This is a genomic window from Roseateles sp. UC29_93 (assembly GCF_042695725.1).
Taxonomy (GTDB): domain Bacteria; phylum Pseudomonadota; class Gammaproteobacteria; order Burkholderiales; family Burkholderiaceae_C; genus Roseateles; species Roseateles noduli_A.
Genome location: NZ_CP170545.1, coordinates 3,102,818 through 3,117,781, shown reverse-complemented (window position 1 = coordinate 3,117,781; position 14,964 = coordinate 3,102,818). Strand labels below are relative to the sequence as shown.

Sequence of the window (14,964 nt, the reverse complement as noted above, 5' to 3'; positions counted from 1 at the left end):
GAAGAGAGCAGAGATTTGAACGGCCGGAGCAATTGGCGGGCCCGCTTCAGCGCGACAGCAGCGCCGGCAGCGACGACCCCAGCAGCGCCACGCCGGACGCGGTCAGCAGGCTCAGCACGATCTGGCGAAAGCGCTGGTCGGAGATGCCGTGGTACAGCCGCCCGCCGAGCAGCGTCGGCACCAGCATCGCCGGCGCGACGACGCCGAACATCGGCAGCATGTCCCTCGTCACGACGCCGCTGGAGACGTAGACCGCCATCGTGACGGCCAGCGCCGAGAGGTTGAAGTTCTGGATGATCGAGCGCTGCTCGTCCTTCGGAAGCCCGCGAAGGGTGCACCAGAGCGTCGGGACGGTGCCGGTGAAACCGCCGAGCCCGCCCATCACCCCGCCGATGCCGCCGACGACACCATCGGCCAAGCGCCCGCCGAACCGGACGCGCGGCAGCCGCGCCGCCATCAGCATCGCCGGGCACCAGACGACGAGCAGCCCGCCGAGGATGGCCTTGAACATCTGGATGTCGAGTAGCGGCAGCAACGCCGTCCCGATCGGCACGCCGACGAGTCCGCCGACCAGGAACGGCGCCAGCCGCCGCCAGTCGAAGCCGCGACGCACCGTCACCGCCGCGATGATCTGGCCGGTGAGCGAGCCGAACACCGCCAGCGCCGCCGCCAGGCGCGGATCCAGCGTCCAGGCCCAGAAGGACATGGCGGTCAGTCCGAAGCCGAAGCCGGACAGGCCCTGGACGAAGCCGGCGCAGACGGCGCCCAGGATCACGATGCCGAGAGAGTCCATGCGGTGCGATGTGAGGAACGGGAGGACGGAGCGTCCGGGAAATCCGTCGCCTGACCTGCGGCGCATTCTTCCATCAGACGGGCGCGGGAGTAGGATCGACGGGTTCTTGAAAGCGCTTTCCAATGAAGAGAAAGAAGCCCCTCCTACCGACGTCCAGCGAGGTCACGCTGGGCATGGTCGCCACCGCCAGCGGCGTCTCGCCGAGCACCGTGTCGCGCGTCCTCAGCGGCAGCGCGCAGGTGAGCTCGGACAAGGCCGAGCGCGTCCGGCGCGCGATCGACGCGCTGGGCTTCGTCCCCAACACCATCGCCCGCGCGCTCGCGGACGGCCGGACGTTCAACGTCGGGCTGCTCGCGCAGTACTTCGAGAGCCCGTTCTACGCGCTGATGCTGCGCGGCATCGAGGAAGTGCTGACGCCCGCGGGCTACGGTCTCGTCGTGGCGAGCGGACACTGGCAGCCGGATGAGGAGCAGCGCTGCATCGCCTCGCTGCGATCGCGGCGCGTGGACGGAATCATCGTGTTGACCGGTGGCCTGAGCGATGAGTTCCTCGCCGCGCTCGCGCGGGAGCTGCCCGTCGTCGTGACCGGTCGCGCGCTGCAGGCAGCCGGGCTTCATGCGTTGAAGACCGACGACGTCGAAGGCGCGCGCGTGGCGACGCGACACCTGATCGAGCGCGGACACACGCGCATCGCCTTCATCGGTGGAGACGCCTCGCATGCGGATGCCGCGGAGCGCGAGCGCGGCTACCGCGCGGCGTTCACCGAAGCGGGTCTCGCCGTCGACGAGAACTTGATCGGCGGCGGCAACTATTGCGAGGTCGGCGGCGCCGCGGCGATGACGCGGATGCTCGACCACGGCGCGCAGTTCACGGCGGTGTTCGCCGCCAACGACCAGATGGCGGCCGGCGCCGCGCGCGTGCTGCACAGCCGCGGCTTCCGCGTGCCGGAGGACGTCTCGCTCGTCGGCTACGACGATCTCCTGAACACCGCGCATGCGAGCCCGCCGCGCACGACAGTCGACGTCCACATCGCCGAACTTGGCCGGCGCGCGGCCTCCGCGATGCTGGATCTGCTGCGGACCGGCGGCTCGACGATCGAGCCGCCGATGCCGCAGCTGATCGTGCGGGAGTCGACCCGGCGCTTGCCGTCAACGGCGGCCAGCGTCTGTTGATCGAATCAGGAACTGACCCCTTCTCGCCTTGCTTTTCGTCAACTGCCCGTCACAAAACCTCGGCAGAATGCAATGCATCCGAGACAACAACCGGCTGCACTACTGGGCAGAGAGCTGGAACCCGTCACCAGCGTCACGGATACCCTTTTCAGAAACGAAGCCACCCGATCGGGTGGCTTCTTTCATTGGGGGCGTCGAACGACGATCGCCGCGCCGCAACCCCCAGGCGAAGGGCGCCACCCTCGGGTTTCCCCACCCCTGCGTCGCGCCCGCCCATCACCTTGGGTAAAGAACTTTGAAAGTCCGCGCTCGCCTCCGTCACGAAACGTACAGCGTGCGATCCTTTCGACCAAGCCGCGACGCATCGCCCTGCGCATCGTCCGCGACACCCTCACCACCTTCCGCGCCACCGTCCCAGCCATCGCCAGATCGGGCCGCGCTTGCTCCTGCCATTGCTTCCGATGACAAGCACCCGCCGACCTGCCCTGCATCCGCTCTCCTTCGCCTTGATGCTGGGCCTGAATTTCCTCCGCCTGGTCCCAGGCCACGCCACCGACACCCGCCACCGCGCCCGCGAAAGCACCCGCGCCCGTCCCTGAGCGCTCGCGACCCGCGGCGCCGCCGTCCGCCCCCAGGCAAGCCGACAACCCCACGCAGCTCGACCGCGTCGAGGTCCAGGGCACCTCGCGCGACGACGACCAACGTCGCGCCTCCACCGCCTCGAAGATCATCATCGGCCGCGAGGAGATCGAACGCTACGGCGACGCCACCATCGGCGAGGTGCTCAAGCGCCTGCCCGGCGTCACCACCGGCGGCCGCCCCGGCCGCGGCGGCGAGGTCCGCATGCGCGGCATGGGCGGCGGCTACACCCAGATCCTCGTCAACGGCGAACGCATGCCGCCGGGCTTCTCGCTCGACGAGCTCCCGCCCGAACAGATCGAACGCATCGAGGTCATGCGCGCCCCCACCGCCGAATTCGGCGCGCGCGCCATCGCCGGCACCATCAACGTCGTCCTGCGCGAAGCCATCCAGCGACGGCTCAACGAGGTGCGCCTGGCCACAACCTTCGAGCGCGACCACGTCACCCCGCACTTCAACTGGACCCGCAACGACAAGATCGGCGACAACGGCGACGCCTACAACTTCACCGTCAACGCGATGCAGCACAAGCGGCTGGACGACATCGACTCGCAGTCGTTCACGCAGCGCTTCGACCCGACCACCGGCGCGCCTCAGAGCCAGACCCTGCTCCAGACCCGCGGACAGACCGCCGACGAGCGCAAGTCGCTCAACATGACCGGCCGCCTGCAGCTGCGCCTGGACGGCGGCGACACCATCGCCCTGCAGCCCTTCGTGATGGTCAACCGCGGCAGCGGCGGCAGCAGCTCCCGGCAGACCCAGTCCGCCGTACCCGACGAGAACGCCTTCGAACGCATCAAGTACGACACCGCCACGAACGACAGCACCAGCCGCTCCGCCATGGCGCGTCTGAACCTGCAGTGGAACAAGCGCATCGACGAGCGCACCCGCATGGAAACGCGCCTCGGCGCCGGGCGCATGACGATGAACAGCAGCGCCCATCGCGAGGAAGACCTCGACGCCACGCCCGGCGTCTTCTATCGCACACAGGACGACACGACCAAAAGCCGCGACACGCAGTGGAGCGTCAACCTCAAGCTCACGCACCAGATGGACAACGAGCACAGCCTCGTCGCCGGCGTGGAAGGCGAAGGCACGGAGCGCACCCAGACGCGCGGCTGCTACGAGGTCTTCGGGCAGACCATGAGCGGCAACAACTGCGCCTTCCTCGCCGACTTCGGCGAGAACGTCAGCGCCTCCACGCGCCGCCTGGCCGTCTACGGGCAGGACGAGTGGAGCGTCGGCAAGCAGTGGGGCTTCTATGCCGGCCTGCGCTGGGAAGGCATCCAGACCGACAGCACCAACAACCAGGGGCCGGTGAAGAACACCTCCAGCGTCCTCACGCCGCTGCTGCACGGCGTCTACAAGATCGACGAGAAGAGCCGCGAGCAGATCCGCGCCAGCCTCACGCGCAGCTACAAGGCGCCCAACCTGAACGACGTCATCGGCCGGCTCAGCATCAACAACCAGTTCACGTGCCAGCCGCCGGACGTGCTCTGCGGTCCCAACCTGATCAACTACCCGGACCGCTTCGGCAACCCCGACCTGAAGCCGGAGATGGCCACCGGTGTCGAGATCGGTTACGAGAAATACCTTTCGAAGGGCGGCCTGCTCAGCGCCAATGTCTTCTACCGCCGCATCACCGACCTGATCCGCAGCCAGGCGCAACTCGAGACGGTGCCCTACGCCACCGAGCAGCGCTGGGTCATCCGGCCGCGCAACATCGGCAACGCCAAGACCTACGGCGTCGAGCTCGAGGCCAAGTTCCGTCTCGACGAGTACCTGACCGACGCACTCCCGGTCAACGTGCGCAGCAACCTCTCGCTGTTCCATTCGGCCGTGGACGGCATCCCCGGTCCCAACAACAAGCTGGACCAGCAGCCGCGCTACACGGCCAACCTGGGTGCCGACTACCGGTTGCGCTCGGTGCCGCTGACGCTGGGCGCCTCGCTGAACTACACGCCGACGACGCTGCTGCAGCAGAGCGACCAGGTGCTCAACGACATCGACAAGAAGCGCGTCATCGACCTCTCCGCGATGTGGACCTTCTCGCCCACCGTGGCCATGCGCGTGGCCGCCAGCAACCTCGTCCCCTTGACCTACGGCAACGGCAGCATCGCCACGACGCCGGGCCGCATCGTCACCAGCGAGAGCACCGGTCGCAGCTTCACCGTGTGGACGGTGCGCCTCGAACTGAAGGTCTGAGGACGCAAAAAAGGCTGCCCGCGGGGGCAGCCTGAAAAATGCGGAGCGAGAGGGCCTCCGCGAGGGCGACGGGGCTGCAGGTGCCAGCCCCAAGGAGTCAACTTGTCAGCGGCGGGCCTGGCCTTGGGTCAGGTCTTGCGCCTGGCTCAGGAACTTGCCGCCGATTGCATGGCTGGCCGGTGCCCACACGGTGGCGCCGACGCCCAGCACCAGCAGGGCCAGGACCGTCCATGTCAGCGGCGAGGTGCGACGACGGGCGATCGGCCGCGGCGGCCGCGAGGCCATGCGCGCGGGGCGCAACTGCGATGGCAGCTTGAATTCCTGCAGGCGCTGCAGCCGCACCGCCTGTTTGCTGCCGTCACTTCTGGACACAACCTCGAAGCTCAGGCGCTCGCCTTCCTGGGGTGTCTGGCCGTCCATCGGAAAGGCCGACACATGCACGAACAGGGCATCACCGCCCTGCGCCGGCTTGAGCATCCCGTGACCGCGCTCGGCATACCAGCTGTCCAACGTGCCTTCGAATCGCATGATCTGATCCCCCATCGTGTAGAAGCCCGACGAGCCCCGCAAGCTTGTGGCCTGCTCGGGCGTCCTGGACCGGGCGCTTCTTTCTCTGTCTGGACAGAAAAGGCCCGGCACTTGGCCGGGCGCTTTTTGCTTCTGGGGGCATCCTGCCTATGCCGGGGCGAAGCCCGGCAACAGCCTGTAAACCGTGCAACTTCACACGGTTTTAATTCTTCAAGCCGGGCTTCAGGTACTTGTCGAGGAACTCGAGCATCTTCTGGTTGGCCTCGATCTGGTTCTTCTTCTTGGAGAACCCGTGGCCCTCGTCGTCGAAGACCACGTACTCGACCGGCACGCCGTTCTTCTTCACCGCATCGACGATCTCATCGCTTTCCGGCTTGATGACGCGCGGGTCGTTCTTGCCCTGGATCACCAGCAGCGGCTTGCGGATCTCCTTGGCATGGAACAGCGGCGAGGTCGCGACCAGGAAGTCCTTGTCCTTCACCGGATCGCCGATCTCCAGGTACAGCGCCTTGCGGAAGCTCTCCCAGTACGGCGGGATCGACTCCAGCGTGCGCAGCCAGTTGGACACGCCGAAGATGTCGATGCCGACCTTGAAGGCCTCCGGCCGGAAGGCCATCGCCGCCAGCGTCATGTAGCCGCCGTAGCTGCCGCCCATGATGCCGATGCGCTCGGGATCGATGAGCCCTGTGCCGGCGAGGTAGGTCTTGGCCTCGATGCAGTCCCACAGCGGTTCGCGGCCGTGCTTGCCGTCGTCCGCGGTGAAGAAGGTCTTGCCGTAGCCGGAGCTGCCGCGGTTGTTGATGCCCAGCACCGCATAGCCGTGGTTGACCAGGTACTGCACCATCGCCGAGTAGCCGCGCGTGGTCTGCCCGCCCGGGCCGCCGTGCACCATCACGACGGCCGGCACCTTGTGGGTCGGCGACGCCTCCTTCGGCTCGTAGTAGACCGAGGGGATGACCATCCCGTCGAAGGAGCGGAAGCGCAAGATGCGGCCCTCGACGAGCTCCTCCGGATCGATGTCCTTGGACAGCGTGCGCGTCAGCTGCTTGACCTGCTTCGTGCCGAAGTCGTAGACGTAGAGATTGCTCGGCGAGCGGTCGCCGTTCAGATAGAACGCCATGCGCTGGCTGCTCTTCGAGAAGGTCACGCCGCGCAGCTCGCCGCCGGGCAGCTTGGGCAGCACGACCGGCTTGCCGTCGGCGGTCTGCACGATGCGCAGTTCCAGGCTGGCATCGGCGTTGACGCCGGTCACGCGGTAGCGGCCGTCGCGCGAGTAGCTGCTGTAGACGATGTCCCAGTCCGCCTTCTCCAGGTCGCGCTTCTGGCCCGAGGCCAGGTCGTAGGCGATCAGGCGCTGGAACTCGGAGCCCTCGTTGGACAGGATCAGCAGCGTCTTCGACTCCGGATCGAAGTCCGTCGTGCTGAACGAGGCCACGCCCTGGTGCGGCGTCAGGTGCTTGGTCTCCTTCGACTGCGTGTCGTACAGGTAGACGTCCGAATCCGCCGTCGTGTTGGTCTTGCCCAGCGCCACCCAGCGGCCGTCACCGCTGACGTCGAACACCGCGTTGCCGTCGTTGTTCTGGTAGATCAGCGTGCGCGCGTAGGTCTTGGCGTCGTAGCGGTAGACGTCGATGTAGCGCGCGTCGCGCTCGTTGGTCGTGACGAAGAAAGCGTCGCCGTCGCGGCTCCAGCCGGAGAAGCCGGCCTTGACCTTGTCGCCGGGGGTCAGGTCGCGCTCGCTGCCGTCGAGCTCGCGCACGATCAGGTGGTTGTTCTCGTTGCCGCCCTGGTCGCGCGTGAACAGCACGCGGTCGTCGTTGCGGAAATAGCTGACCGCGTAGTGGCTCTCCGTCGTGGACTGGGTCAGCGCCACCGGCTCGCCGCCGTCGACGGACTGGCTGTAGACGTTGAAGATCCCGGTCGCATTGCTGCTGAACAGGATGCGGCGCTCGTCCTGCGAGAACGACGCGCCGCGGACGGACGTCGTCGCCATGAACTGCTCGATCGTGTAGGGCTTGGCCGGTCGCGGCTGCGAGGGCCTGGCTTGAGCCTTGGCAGTGGCGGCGGTCGCGGGGGGTCTTCGCGACCTTCTCCGTCGCGGCCTGCGCCGGCATCGCCGCCATCGCGCCCAGCGCCAGGCACAGCGCCGTCAGCGCCACACGCGGCGCGCCCATCGGGGACAACTTCGTCATCGGGGATCTCCTCTCCTGATCGGTCCCGGGGACGTCCCGGGAACCCCCGACTGTAGGCATCAGGGTCAGGATTTGACTATCCCGGGATCCACGCGCTGCGCGCTGCCGCGACAGGACGCATGCCGGCGCGACGAACGGCGGGCCGCGGCCTTCTCAGGGCCGGCGATAGCGCGGCACGCCCGCGACGTAGCTCGCCACCAGGTTGCGGTCGTCCGACAGCGTCATCCAGGCGAAGGCGCGCTCATGCGGATCGCGCGCCAGCGCCATGCGGGCCTCCGCCACCGGGCCGGCGGCCCAGTCCCAGATGCAGACGTCGGCCAGGGTCTTCGCGCCGAAGTGGCCCAGTTCGTCCGACAGCCCCAGCGCCTCGGCGGCCCCGAGCGTCGCGGCATGCAGCCCCGCCCAGGCGGTCAGGCGCTGGCCGTTGAGCGCCTGCACCTTGTAGCCGTCCGCCAGCGTGCGCTGCGCCGAGAGCGAGGTCCCGCCGCCCACGTCGCTGGCCGCGCTCACGCGCACGCCGGCGGCGAGCGCGCCGGGCCAGTCGAACAGCCCGCTGCCCAGGAAGAGGTTGGACGACGGGCAGTGCGCGATGTGCGCGCCCGTGCGCGCGATCACGCGGCGGTCCTCGTCGTCCAGCCAGATGCCGTGCGCCAGCACCGCGCGCGGATGCAGCAGGCCGACGCGGTCGTAGACGTCGAGGTAGCTGCGCGCTTCGGGGAAGAGCTTGGCGACCCACTCGACCTCGCCGCGGTTCTCGGCCACGTGGGTCTGCATGTAGAGGCTGGCATCGGCGCGGCACAACGCGCCGGCCATCGCGAGTTGCTCCGGCGTGCTCGTCGGCGCGAAGCGCACCGTCACGGCATAGGACAGGCGTCCGCGCTGGTGGTGCTTCGCGATCAGGTCGAGACAGTCGCGCTCGGCCTGCACGACATCGTCGCGCAGCGCCTCCGGCGCGTTGCGGTCCATCAGCACCTTGCCGGTGATGAGGCGCATGCCGCGCTCGGCGGCGGCATCGAACAGTGCATCGGCCGAGACCTTGTGCACCGTCGGATAAACCACAGCCGAGGTCGTGCCGTGCGCCAGCAGCGCGTCGAGGAACCGGCCCGCGCCCACGTGCGCGACCCCAGGGTCCATGTAGCGCTGTTCCGCCGGGAAGGTGTAGGTGTTGAGCCAGTCCAGCAGCTCCGTGCCGTAGGACGCGATCACGTCCAGCTGCGGGCTGTGCACGTGCGTGTCCACGAAGCCCGGCAGGATCAGCCGGCCGCTGTGGTCATGGCGGACCCAGCCCTCGCCCGGGTCCTCGGGCTGCGCGCCGACGATGCGACCGTCCTCGATCAGCAGCCAGTGATCCGGACGGAAGCGCACGGCGGGGTCGTCCACGCGCGCCCATTGCGGCGCGGCGGTGAAGTCCAGCAGATCGCCCTTCAGGGCCAGGCGTGCGGGAGCGGCGGATCGGTCGGTCGTCATGCGTTCAGAGGAAAGGGGTTCAGGAACATCACTTCACGAGTTCGCGCGCGACTTCGCGCACCTGCTCGCGCAGCCAGCGCAGCGGCGCGCTGTTGTGGCTGACGTCGTGCCACAGCTGGTAATACGTCATCGGCGGGAACGCCACCGGGCAGCGCAACACCGTCACCGGCAACTGGTCCAGGTAGCGGTTGCAGAACAGCCGGCCGGTGGTCAGCACCAGCAAGCTGCGCGCCACCATCTGCGGCAGCTGTCCGAAATGGGCGCAGCGCACCGCGATGCGGCGCTCCAGGCCGAGCGAGGCCAGGTGCTGCTCGATCACGCCCGGCTGGCCGCGGCTCAGCGGCATCGGCGCCAGGTGCTGGCAGTCGAGGTAGCGCTCCTGCGTCCAGGCGCGCGGTGCCATCCGCGCCGCGGGATGATCGTTGCTGACCAGGCAGACGACCTCGTCCACCAGCAGCCGGCCCATGTGAAGCTCGCCGGGCGGCTCCAGCCAGTTGCCAATCACCAGGTCCACCTCGCCGCGGGCGAGCGAGGTCCGGTAGTCGAAATCGGCGTTCAGCGGTTGCAGGTCGAGCTGCACGCCCGGCGCGAGGCGCTGCAGGTGCGCCACCAGCATCGGCAGGAACAGCGGGTCGAGGTAGTCGCTGGCCGCGACGCGCAGCCGCAGCTCGGCGGTCGCGGGGTCGAAACCGGACTTGCGCAGCCGCGCGCCGAACAGCTCGTCGGCCTCGCGCAGCAGGCGCTCGGCGGGCGCGAGGAGCTCCAGCGCGGTCGCGGTCGGCGTCATGCCGGCGCCGCTGCGCACCAGCAGCGGATCGCCCGTCAGGGTGCGCAGACGCCGCAGCTGCGCGCTCAAGGCGGGCTGCGTGCTGCCGAGCCGCATGGCGGCCCTGGACACACTGCGCTCGGAAATCAAGGTATGCAGGACCCGCACCAGAAGAAGGTCGATCTTGTCGAAGTTCAGCGCTTCCGACATGGCCGATAGCGTATAGATGTCATAAGCCCCATCGTATAACCATAGCGACGTCGGAGGAGTACCGTTCCGGTTAATTGCATCCGGCCTCGCCTGCTGCGAAGCTCGCCCGCTTCTTGCTTGCCAGCCAGCGCCCTTTCGGCGCCTCCAGCCCTCTTCCCGTCCATGACCGATCCCCGCCCGATCCGCTTCTTCCACCAGGGCCGGCTGCAGTCCGTCACCGGGCTGCCGCCGACCACCACGGTGCTGCAGTACCTGCGCGAGCACGCCCGCTGCGCCGGCACCAAGGAAGGCTGCGCCGAAGGCGACTGCGGCGCCTGCACGGTGCTGGTCGGCGAGCTGGATGCGGACGGCAAGGCCGTCGAGCTGCGCAACGTCAACGCCTGCATCCAGTTCCTGCCGATGCTCGATGGCAAGGCGCTGCTGACGGTCGAGGACCTCGGCGACAGCGCCGACCTGAACCCGGTCCAGCAGGCGCTGGTCGACTGCCACGGCTCGCAATGCGGGTTCTGCACGCCCGGCTTCGCGATGACGATGCAGGCGGTCTATGAGCGGCACCAGGCCTGCGGCACGCGGCCCGGGCGTCAAGCGCTCGCCGACGACCTGTCGGGCAACCTGTGCCGTTGCACCGGCTACCGGCCGATCCTGGACGCGGGCGAGCGCATGTTCGATGCGCCGGCGCGCGCGATCGATCGCGCGCCGATCGTCGAAGCGCTGCGTGTGCTGGCCGAGGATCCGCCGCTCCATTACGAGGCGCCTTCGCGCGCCGGTTCGCCGCAGCGTGTCTTCGCGCCGCGCTCCATCGATGAGTTCGCCGCGCTGCGCGAATCGATGCCGCAGGCGCGGCTCGTCGCCGGCGCGACCGACGTCGGCCTGTGGGTCAACAAGCAGCAGCGCGAGCTTGGCGACGTGATCCTCACGGGTCGCGTCGAGGAACTCCGGCATATCGACACGGTCACGGTGCAGGAGAGCACCACGCTGCGCATCGGCGCGGCGGTTCCGCTGGAAGACGCCTGGTCCGCGCTGACCGCGCGCGTGCCCGCCCTGCGCGAGCTGTGGCTGCGCTTCGCGTCGCCGCCGGTGCGGCACGCCGGCACGCTGGGCGGCAACATCGCCAACGGCTCGCCCATCGGGGACGGCGCGCCGGCCTTGATCGCGATGGGCGCGCGCATCGTGCTGCGCCGCGGCGCGACGCGGCGCTCGCTGCCGCTCGAGGACTTCTATCTCGACTACATGAAGAACGCCCTTGAGCCCGGCGAGTTCGTCGAAGCGCTCGAGGTCCCCACCCCGCCGCCCGGCACGCGGCTGCGCGGCTACAAGCTCGCCAAGCGCTACGACAGCGACATCTCCGCCGTCTGCGCGGTGCTCAGCCTGCGGCTCGAGGACGGCGTCGTGCGCGATGCCCGCTTCGCGTTCGGCGGCATGGCCGCGATCGTCAAGCGCGCGGCGAAGGCCGAGGCCGCCGTGACCGGCCGCGCCTGGGACGAGGCCGCCTCGAGCGACGCGGCCGCGGCGCTGCGCGAGGACTTCAAACCGATGACCGACCTGCGCGCCAGCGCGAGCTACCGCGAGCGCACCGCCGCGAACCTGATCCGGCGGTTCTGGCTGGAGACCCGCGCCAACGCGCCCGTCGCGGCCGAGTCGGCCAGCGTCTGGCAGGCCGTCAACCTGCAGCGGAGCGTCGCATGAACAAGCCCTCGGAACTGCCGGTCGGCTTCGACGTCGACGCACCGGCGCCAGCCCTGCGGCCGCAGGTCGGCATCAGCCGCGCGCACGAGGCGGCGCACCTGCACGTCAGCGGCGAAGCCACCTACATCGACGACATCGCCGAAGCGCAGGGCACCCTGCACGCGGCGCTGGGGCTGTCGCCGGTGGCGCACGGGACGCTCGTCTCCATCGATGTCGACCTGCTGCGCCGCCAGCCGGGCGTCGTCGCGGTGCTGACCGCCGCCGACATCCCCGCCGAGAACAACTGCGGCCCCCTGCTCCACGACGATCCGATCCTCGCCGACGGCGAGCTGCGATACGTCGGCCAGCCGGTCTACGCGGTGATCGCCACCGACCGCGAGCTCGCGCGCCGCGCCGCCGCGATGGCGAAGCAGGCCGTCGTCAGCACGCCCTTGCCGGCGGTGCTGACCGCGCGCGAGGCCCATGCCATCGGCCAATACGTCATTCCGCCGATGCACCTGGCACGCGGCGACGCACAGACGGCGCTGGCTGCCGCGCCCCACCGACTCGACGGCGAATGGGCCGTCGGCGGCCAGGAGCAGTTCTACCTGGAAGGCCAGATCAGCTACGCGCTGCCGCAGGAGAACCAGGCGCTGCTGATCCACTGCTCGACGCAGCATCCGTCGGAGATGCAGCAGTTGGTCTCCCACGCAATGGGCTGGCAGGCACACCAGGTCACCGTGCAGTGCCGGCGCATGGGCGGCGGCTTCGGCGGCAAGGAATCGCAGTCGGCGCTCTTCGCCTGCGTCGCCGCGATCGCGGCGCACAAGCTGCGCCGGCCGGTCAAGCTGCGCGTCGATCGCGACGACGACTTCCTCGTCACCGGCCGCCGTCACGGCTTCGACTACCGCTGGTCGGTCGGCTTCGACGACGAGGGCCGGATCCTCGGCGCCGAGATCGACCTGATCTCCAACTGCGGCCACAGCGCCGACCTGTCGGGACCGGTGATGGCGCGCGCGCTGTGCCACTTCGACAACGCCTACTGGCTGCCGAACGTCGCCATGCACGGCTACGCCGCGAAGACGAACACGCAGAGCAACACGGCCTTCCGCGGCTTCGGCGGCCCGCAGGGCGCGCTGGCGATCGAGATGATCCTCGACGGCGTCGCGCGGCGCCTCGGCCTCGATCCGCTCACGGTGCGGCAGCGCAACTTCTATCGCGACGGTCAGGACGTCACGCCCTACGGGCAGCGCGTCGAGGACAACCAGATCCAGCCGCTGACGGATCACCTGATCGAGACCTCCGGCTACCACGCGCGACGCGCGGAGATCACCGCCTTCAACGCCGCCAATCCCGTGCTCAAGCGCGGCCTGGCGCTGACGCCGGTGAAGTTCGGCATCTCGTTCAACGTCGTCCACCTGAACCAGGCGGGCGCGCTGGTGCATGTCTACACGGACGGCTCGGTGCTGGTGAACCACGGCGGCACGGAGATGGGCCAGGGGCTCAACACCAAGGTCGCGCAGGTGGTGGCGCACGAGCTGGGCGTGCCCGCGTCGCAAGTGCGCGCGAGCGCCACCGACACGAGCAAGGTCGCCAACACCTCGGCGACGGCGGCGTCGACTGGCTCGGACCTCAACGGCAAGGCGGCACAGGATGCGGCGCGCAAGATCAAGCAGCGCCTGCTGCCGCTGGCGGCGCGGCTGCTCGGCTGCGACGAGGAAGCGCTCGTCTTCGACGGCGGCGAGGTGCGCGTCGACGGACGCGCCGACGGCAACGGCGACGGGCATCGCGAGGGCCTCGACGGCCCGAAGGCGATCGGCTTCAAGGAGCTTGTCGCCAAGGCCTACCTGGAGCGCATCCAGCTGTGGAGCGACGGCTTCTACGCGACGCCGGGCCTGCACTGGGACCGCGCGAAGCTGCAGGGTCGGCCGTTCTACTACTTCGCCTTCGGCGCGGCGGTGGCCGAGGTCCTGATCGACACGCTGACCGGCGAGACCCGCGTGCTGCGGGCCGACGTGCTGCACGACGTCGGCCGGTCGCTGAACCCGGCGCTGGACATCGGCCAGGTCGAAGGCGCGTTCGTGCAGGGCCAGGGCTGGCTCACGAGCGAGGAGCTCGTGTGGCATCCGCAGTCGGGGCTGCTGCTGACGCACGCGCCGAGCACCTACAAGATCCCGACGGCCAACGACATGCCGCAGGACTTCCGCGTCGCGCTCTACGACGCGCCGAACGCGGCGGACAGCATCCACCGCTCGAAGGCGGTCGGCGAGCCGCCGCTGCTGCTGCCGTTCTCGGTGCTGCTCGCGATCAAGGACGCGGTCGCGGCCTGCGGGCCCGAGCGCTGCGATCCGCCGCTGCGCGCGCCGGCGACGCCGGAGGCGGTGCTGGATGCGGTGGAAGCCGTCCAGCATCGAATCAACGCCCGGACTTCAACCAAATGACGACGAAGCCAAGGATGAAGGTCAGGAGCATGAGGACCTTGATCCAGATGGGCAATCTATACCCCGGCTTCTTGTAGCCACCGCCGCCGAAGAAGAACATCTTTCGCCTCTCGCTTGAACACGCCTGTCGAACAGCGCGCCATCCTGCCGTTGCGCACTCTATGAGCGCCAGCCGCGCAGTTTCCCGTTCTTCTTGAGCTCTAGAAAGATCATTGCGAACATCACAAGCGCGAGGGCGGCTCCGGCTTTTAGAAAGAAGCGGATTTCGTCGTTTTGCGCTTCGGTGATGTATCTGTAGACGCCATGATTGTTTGCAATCACGGTATGGAGTCCAACAGGATCTTCCTTCCAGGCAGCGAAGTACTTCTCAAAGAGACTGATGCCATGCCAGATGAGAACTGGCCCGGAGCCAGCGATGACAAGCTTCAGAATTCCGACGAATAATCTTTTCATGCGGCCGATCGATTTAACACCCGCACAGGCACACCAACCTTAATACCTATTCTCGATACAAGACATCTACCATATCACCATTCGCCAGAGAACAGACATCTTCAAATGTATCAACCTCATATACGGAATATGTGACTTCCCGCCCGCTGAGATTTATCGCAGAGATCGTCTCCGAACTAATTTCCACCTCGATTATCTTGCGAATTCCTGCAAATAGATAGGCGGCCTTTTGTTCATTCAGTTCCAGATGTCCATCCTCATTAGGATCTTCACTCGACTGGCCGATTTTCCGAGCAATCAAATCCGCCTCATCCGTGCCTTTCGCTTCGACAAGATAGACATTCTCATGGATCAAAAATGACTCTTGAGCGGCGTCTATTAATTTGAAGTACATGATTGCGTGAGCACAGAACCACATATCAATCCTCCGATC

At 68.0% G+C, this 14,964-nt stretch carries 11 protein-coding genes; 4 read left to right on the top strand and 7 right to left on the bottom strand.

Annotated elements, in window-relative coordinates; all coding sequences use genetic code 11:
- Positions 1-46 precede the first annotated feature (46 nt).
- Positions 47-793 (bottom strand): sulfite exporter TauE/SafE family protein, encoded by a 747-nt coding sequence (locus ACFJIX_RS14425; RefSeq protein ID WP_377161162.1) that lies wholly within the window; start codon positions 791-793, stop codon positions 47-49.
- Between the two features lie 122 nt (positions 794-915).
- Between ACFJIX_RS14425 and ACFJIX_RS14420 the strand changes: the two genes are divergently transcribed.
- Complete coding sequence (locus ACFJIX_RS14420) at positions 916-1,965, top strand: LacI family DNA-binding transcriptional regulator (RefSeq protein ID WP_377161160.1); 1,050 nt, start codon at positions 916-918, stop codon at positions 1,963-1,965.
- Between the two features lie 522 nt (positions 1,966-2,487).
- Positions 2,488-4,809 carry a TonB-dependent receptor plug domain-containing protein gene (locus ACFJIX_RS14415; RefSeq protein WP_377161782.1) on the top strand — a complete coding sequence of 774 codons (2,322 nt, stop codon included), beginning with the start codon at positions 2,488-2,490 and terminating at the stop codon, positions 4,807-4,809.
- A 105-nt stretch (positions 4,810-4,914) separates the two neighbouring features.
- On the opposite strand, the gene ACFJIX_RS14410 is transcribed toward ACFJIX_RS14415, so the two are convergent.
- From ACFJIX_RS14410 to ACFJIX_RS14395, 4 genes are all read right to left on the bottom strand, one after another.
- The gene (locus ACFJIX_RS14410; protein ID WP_377161158.1) at positions 4,915-5,337 is read right to left on the bottom strand and encodes a cold-shock protein; all 423 of its coding nucleotides are present in this window, start codon (positions 5,335-5,337) and stop codon (positions 4,915-4,917) included.
- 202 nt (positions 5,338-5,539) lie between these two features.
- Positions 5,540-7,330 (bottom strand): prolyl oligopeptidase family serine peptidase, encoded by a 1,791-nt coding sequence (locus ACFJIX_RS14405; RefSeq protein WP_377161156.1) that lies wholly within the window; start codon positions 7,328-7,330, stop codon positions 5,540-5,542.
- A gap of 352 nt (positions 7,331-7,682) precedes the next feature.
- Positions 7,683-8,996, bottom strand: a complete 1,314-nt coding sequence (guaD, locus tag ACFJIX_RS14400; protein WP_377161154.1) for a guanine deaminase — start codon at positions 8,994-8,996, stop codon at positions 7,683-7,685.
- A 28-nt stretch (positions 8,997-9,024) separates the two neighbouring features.
- Positions 9,025-9,972 carry a LysR family transcriptional regulator gene (locus tag ACFJIX_RS14395; RefSeq protein WP_377161152.1) on the bottom strand — a complete coding sequence of 316 codons (948 nt, stop codon included), beginning with the start codon at positions 9,970-9,972 and terminating at the stop codon, positions 9,025-9,027.
- A 162-nt stretch (positions 9,973-10,134) separates the two neighbouring features.
- Here ACFJIX_RS14395 and xdhA point away from each other — a divergent pair, with 162 nt between their 5' ends.
- Positions 10,135-11,658: a xanthine dehydrogenase small subunit gene (gene xdhA, locus ACFJIX_RS14390; protein WP_377161150.1), complete on the top strand. Its 1,524-nt coding sequence runs from the start codon at positions 10,135-10,137 to the stop codon at positions 11,656-11,658.
- Positions 11,655-14,078 (top strand): xanthine dehydrogenase molybdopterin binding subunit, encoded by a 2,424-nt coding sequence (xdhB, locus tag ACFJIX_RS14385; protein ID WP_377161148.1) that lies wholly within the window; start codon positions 11,655-11,657, stop codon positions 14,076-14,078. Before xdhA ends, xdhB begins: the two co-directional genes overlap by 4 nt.
- A gap of 159 nt (positions 14,079-14,237) precedes the next feature.
- Here xdhB and ACFJIX_RS14380 read toward each other — a convergent pair whose 3' ends face one another.
- Together ACFJIX_RS14380 and ACFJIX_RS14375 are read right to left on the bottom strand one after the other, a co-directional pair.
- Positions 14,238-14,531, bottom strand: coding sequence for a hypothetical protein (locus ACFJIX_RS14380; protein ID WP_377161146.1), 294 nt, complete (start codon positions 14,529-14,531; stop codon positions 14,238-14,240).
- 46 nt (positions 14,532-14,577) lie between these two features.
- Entirely contained in the window at positions 14,578-14,949 is a 372-nt protein-coding gene (locus tag ACFJIX_RS14375; protein WP_377161144.1) for a hypothetical protein, read from the bottom strand.
- Positions 14,950-14,964 lie beyond the last annotated feature (15 nt).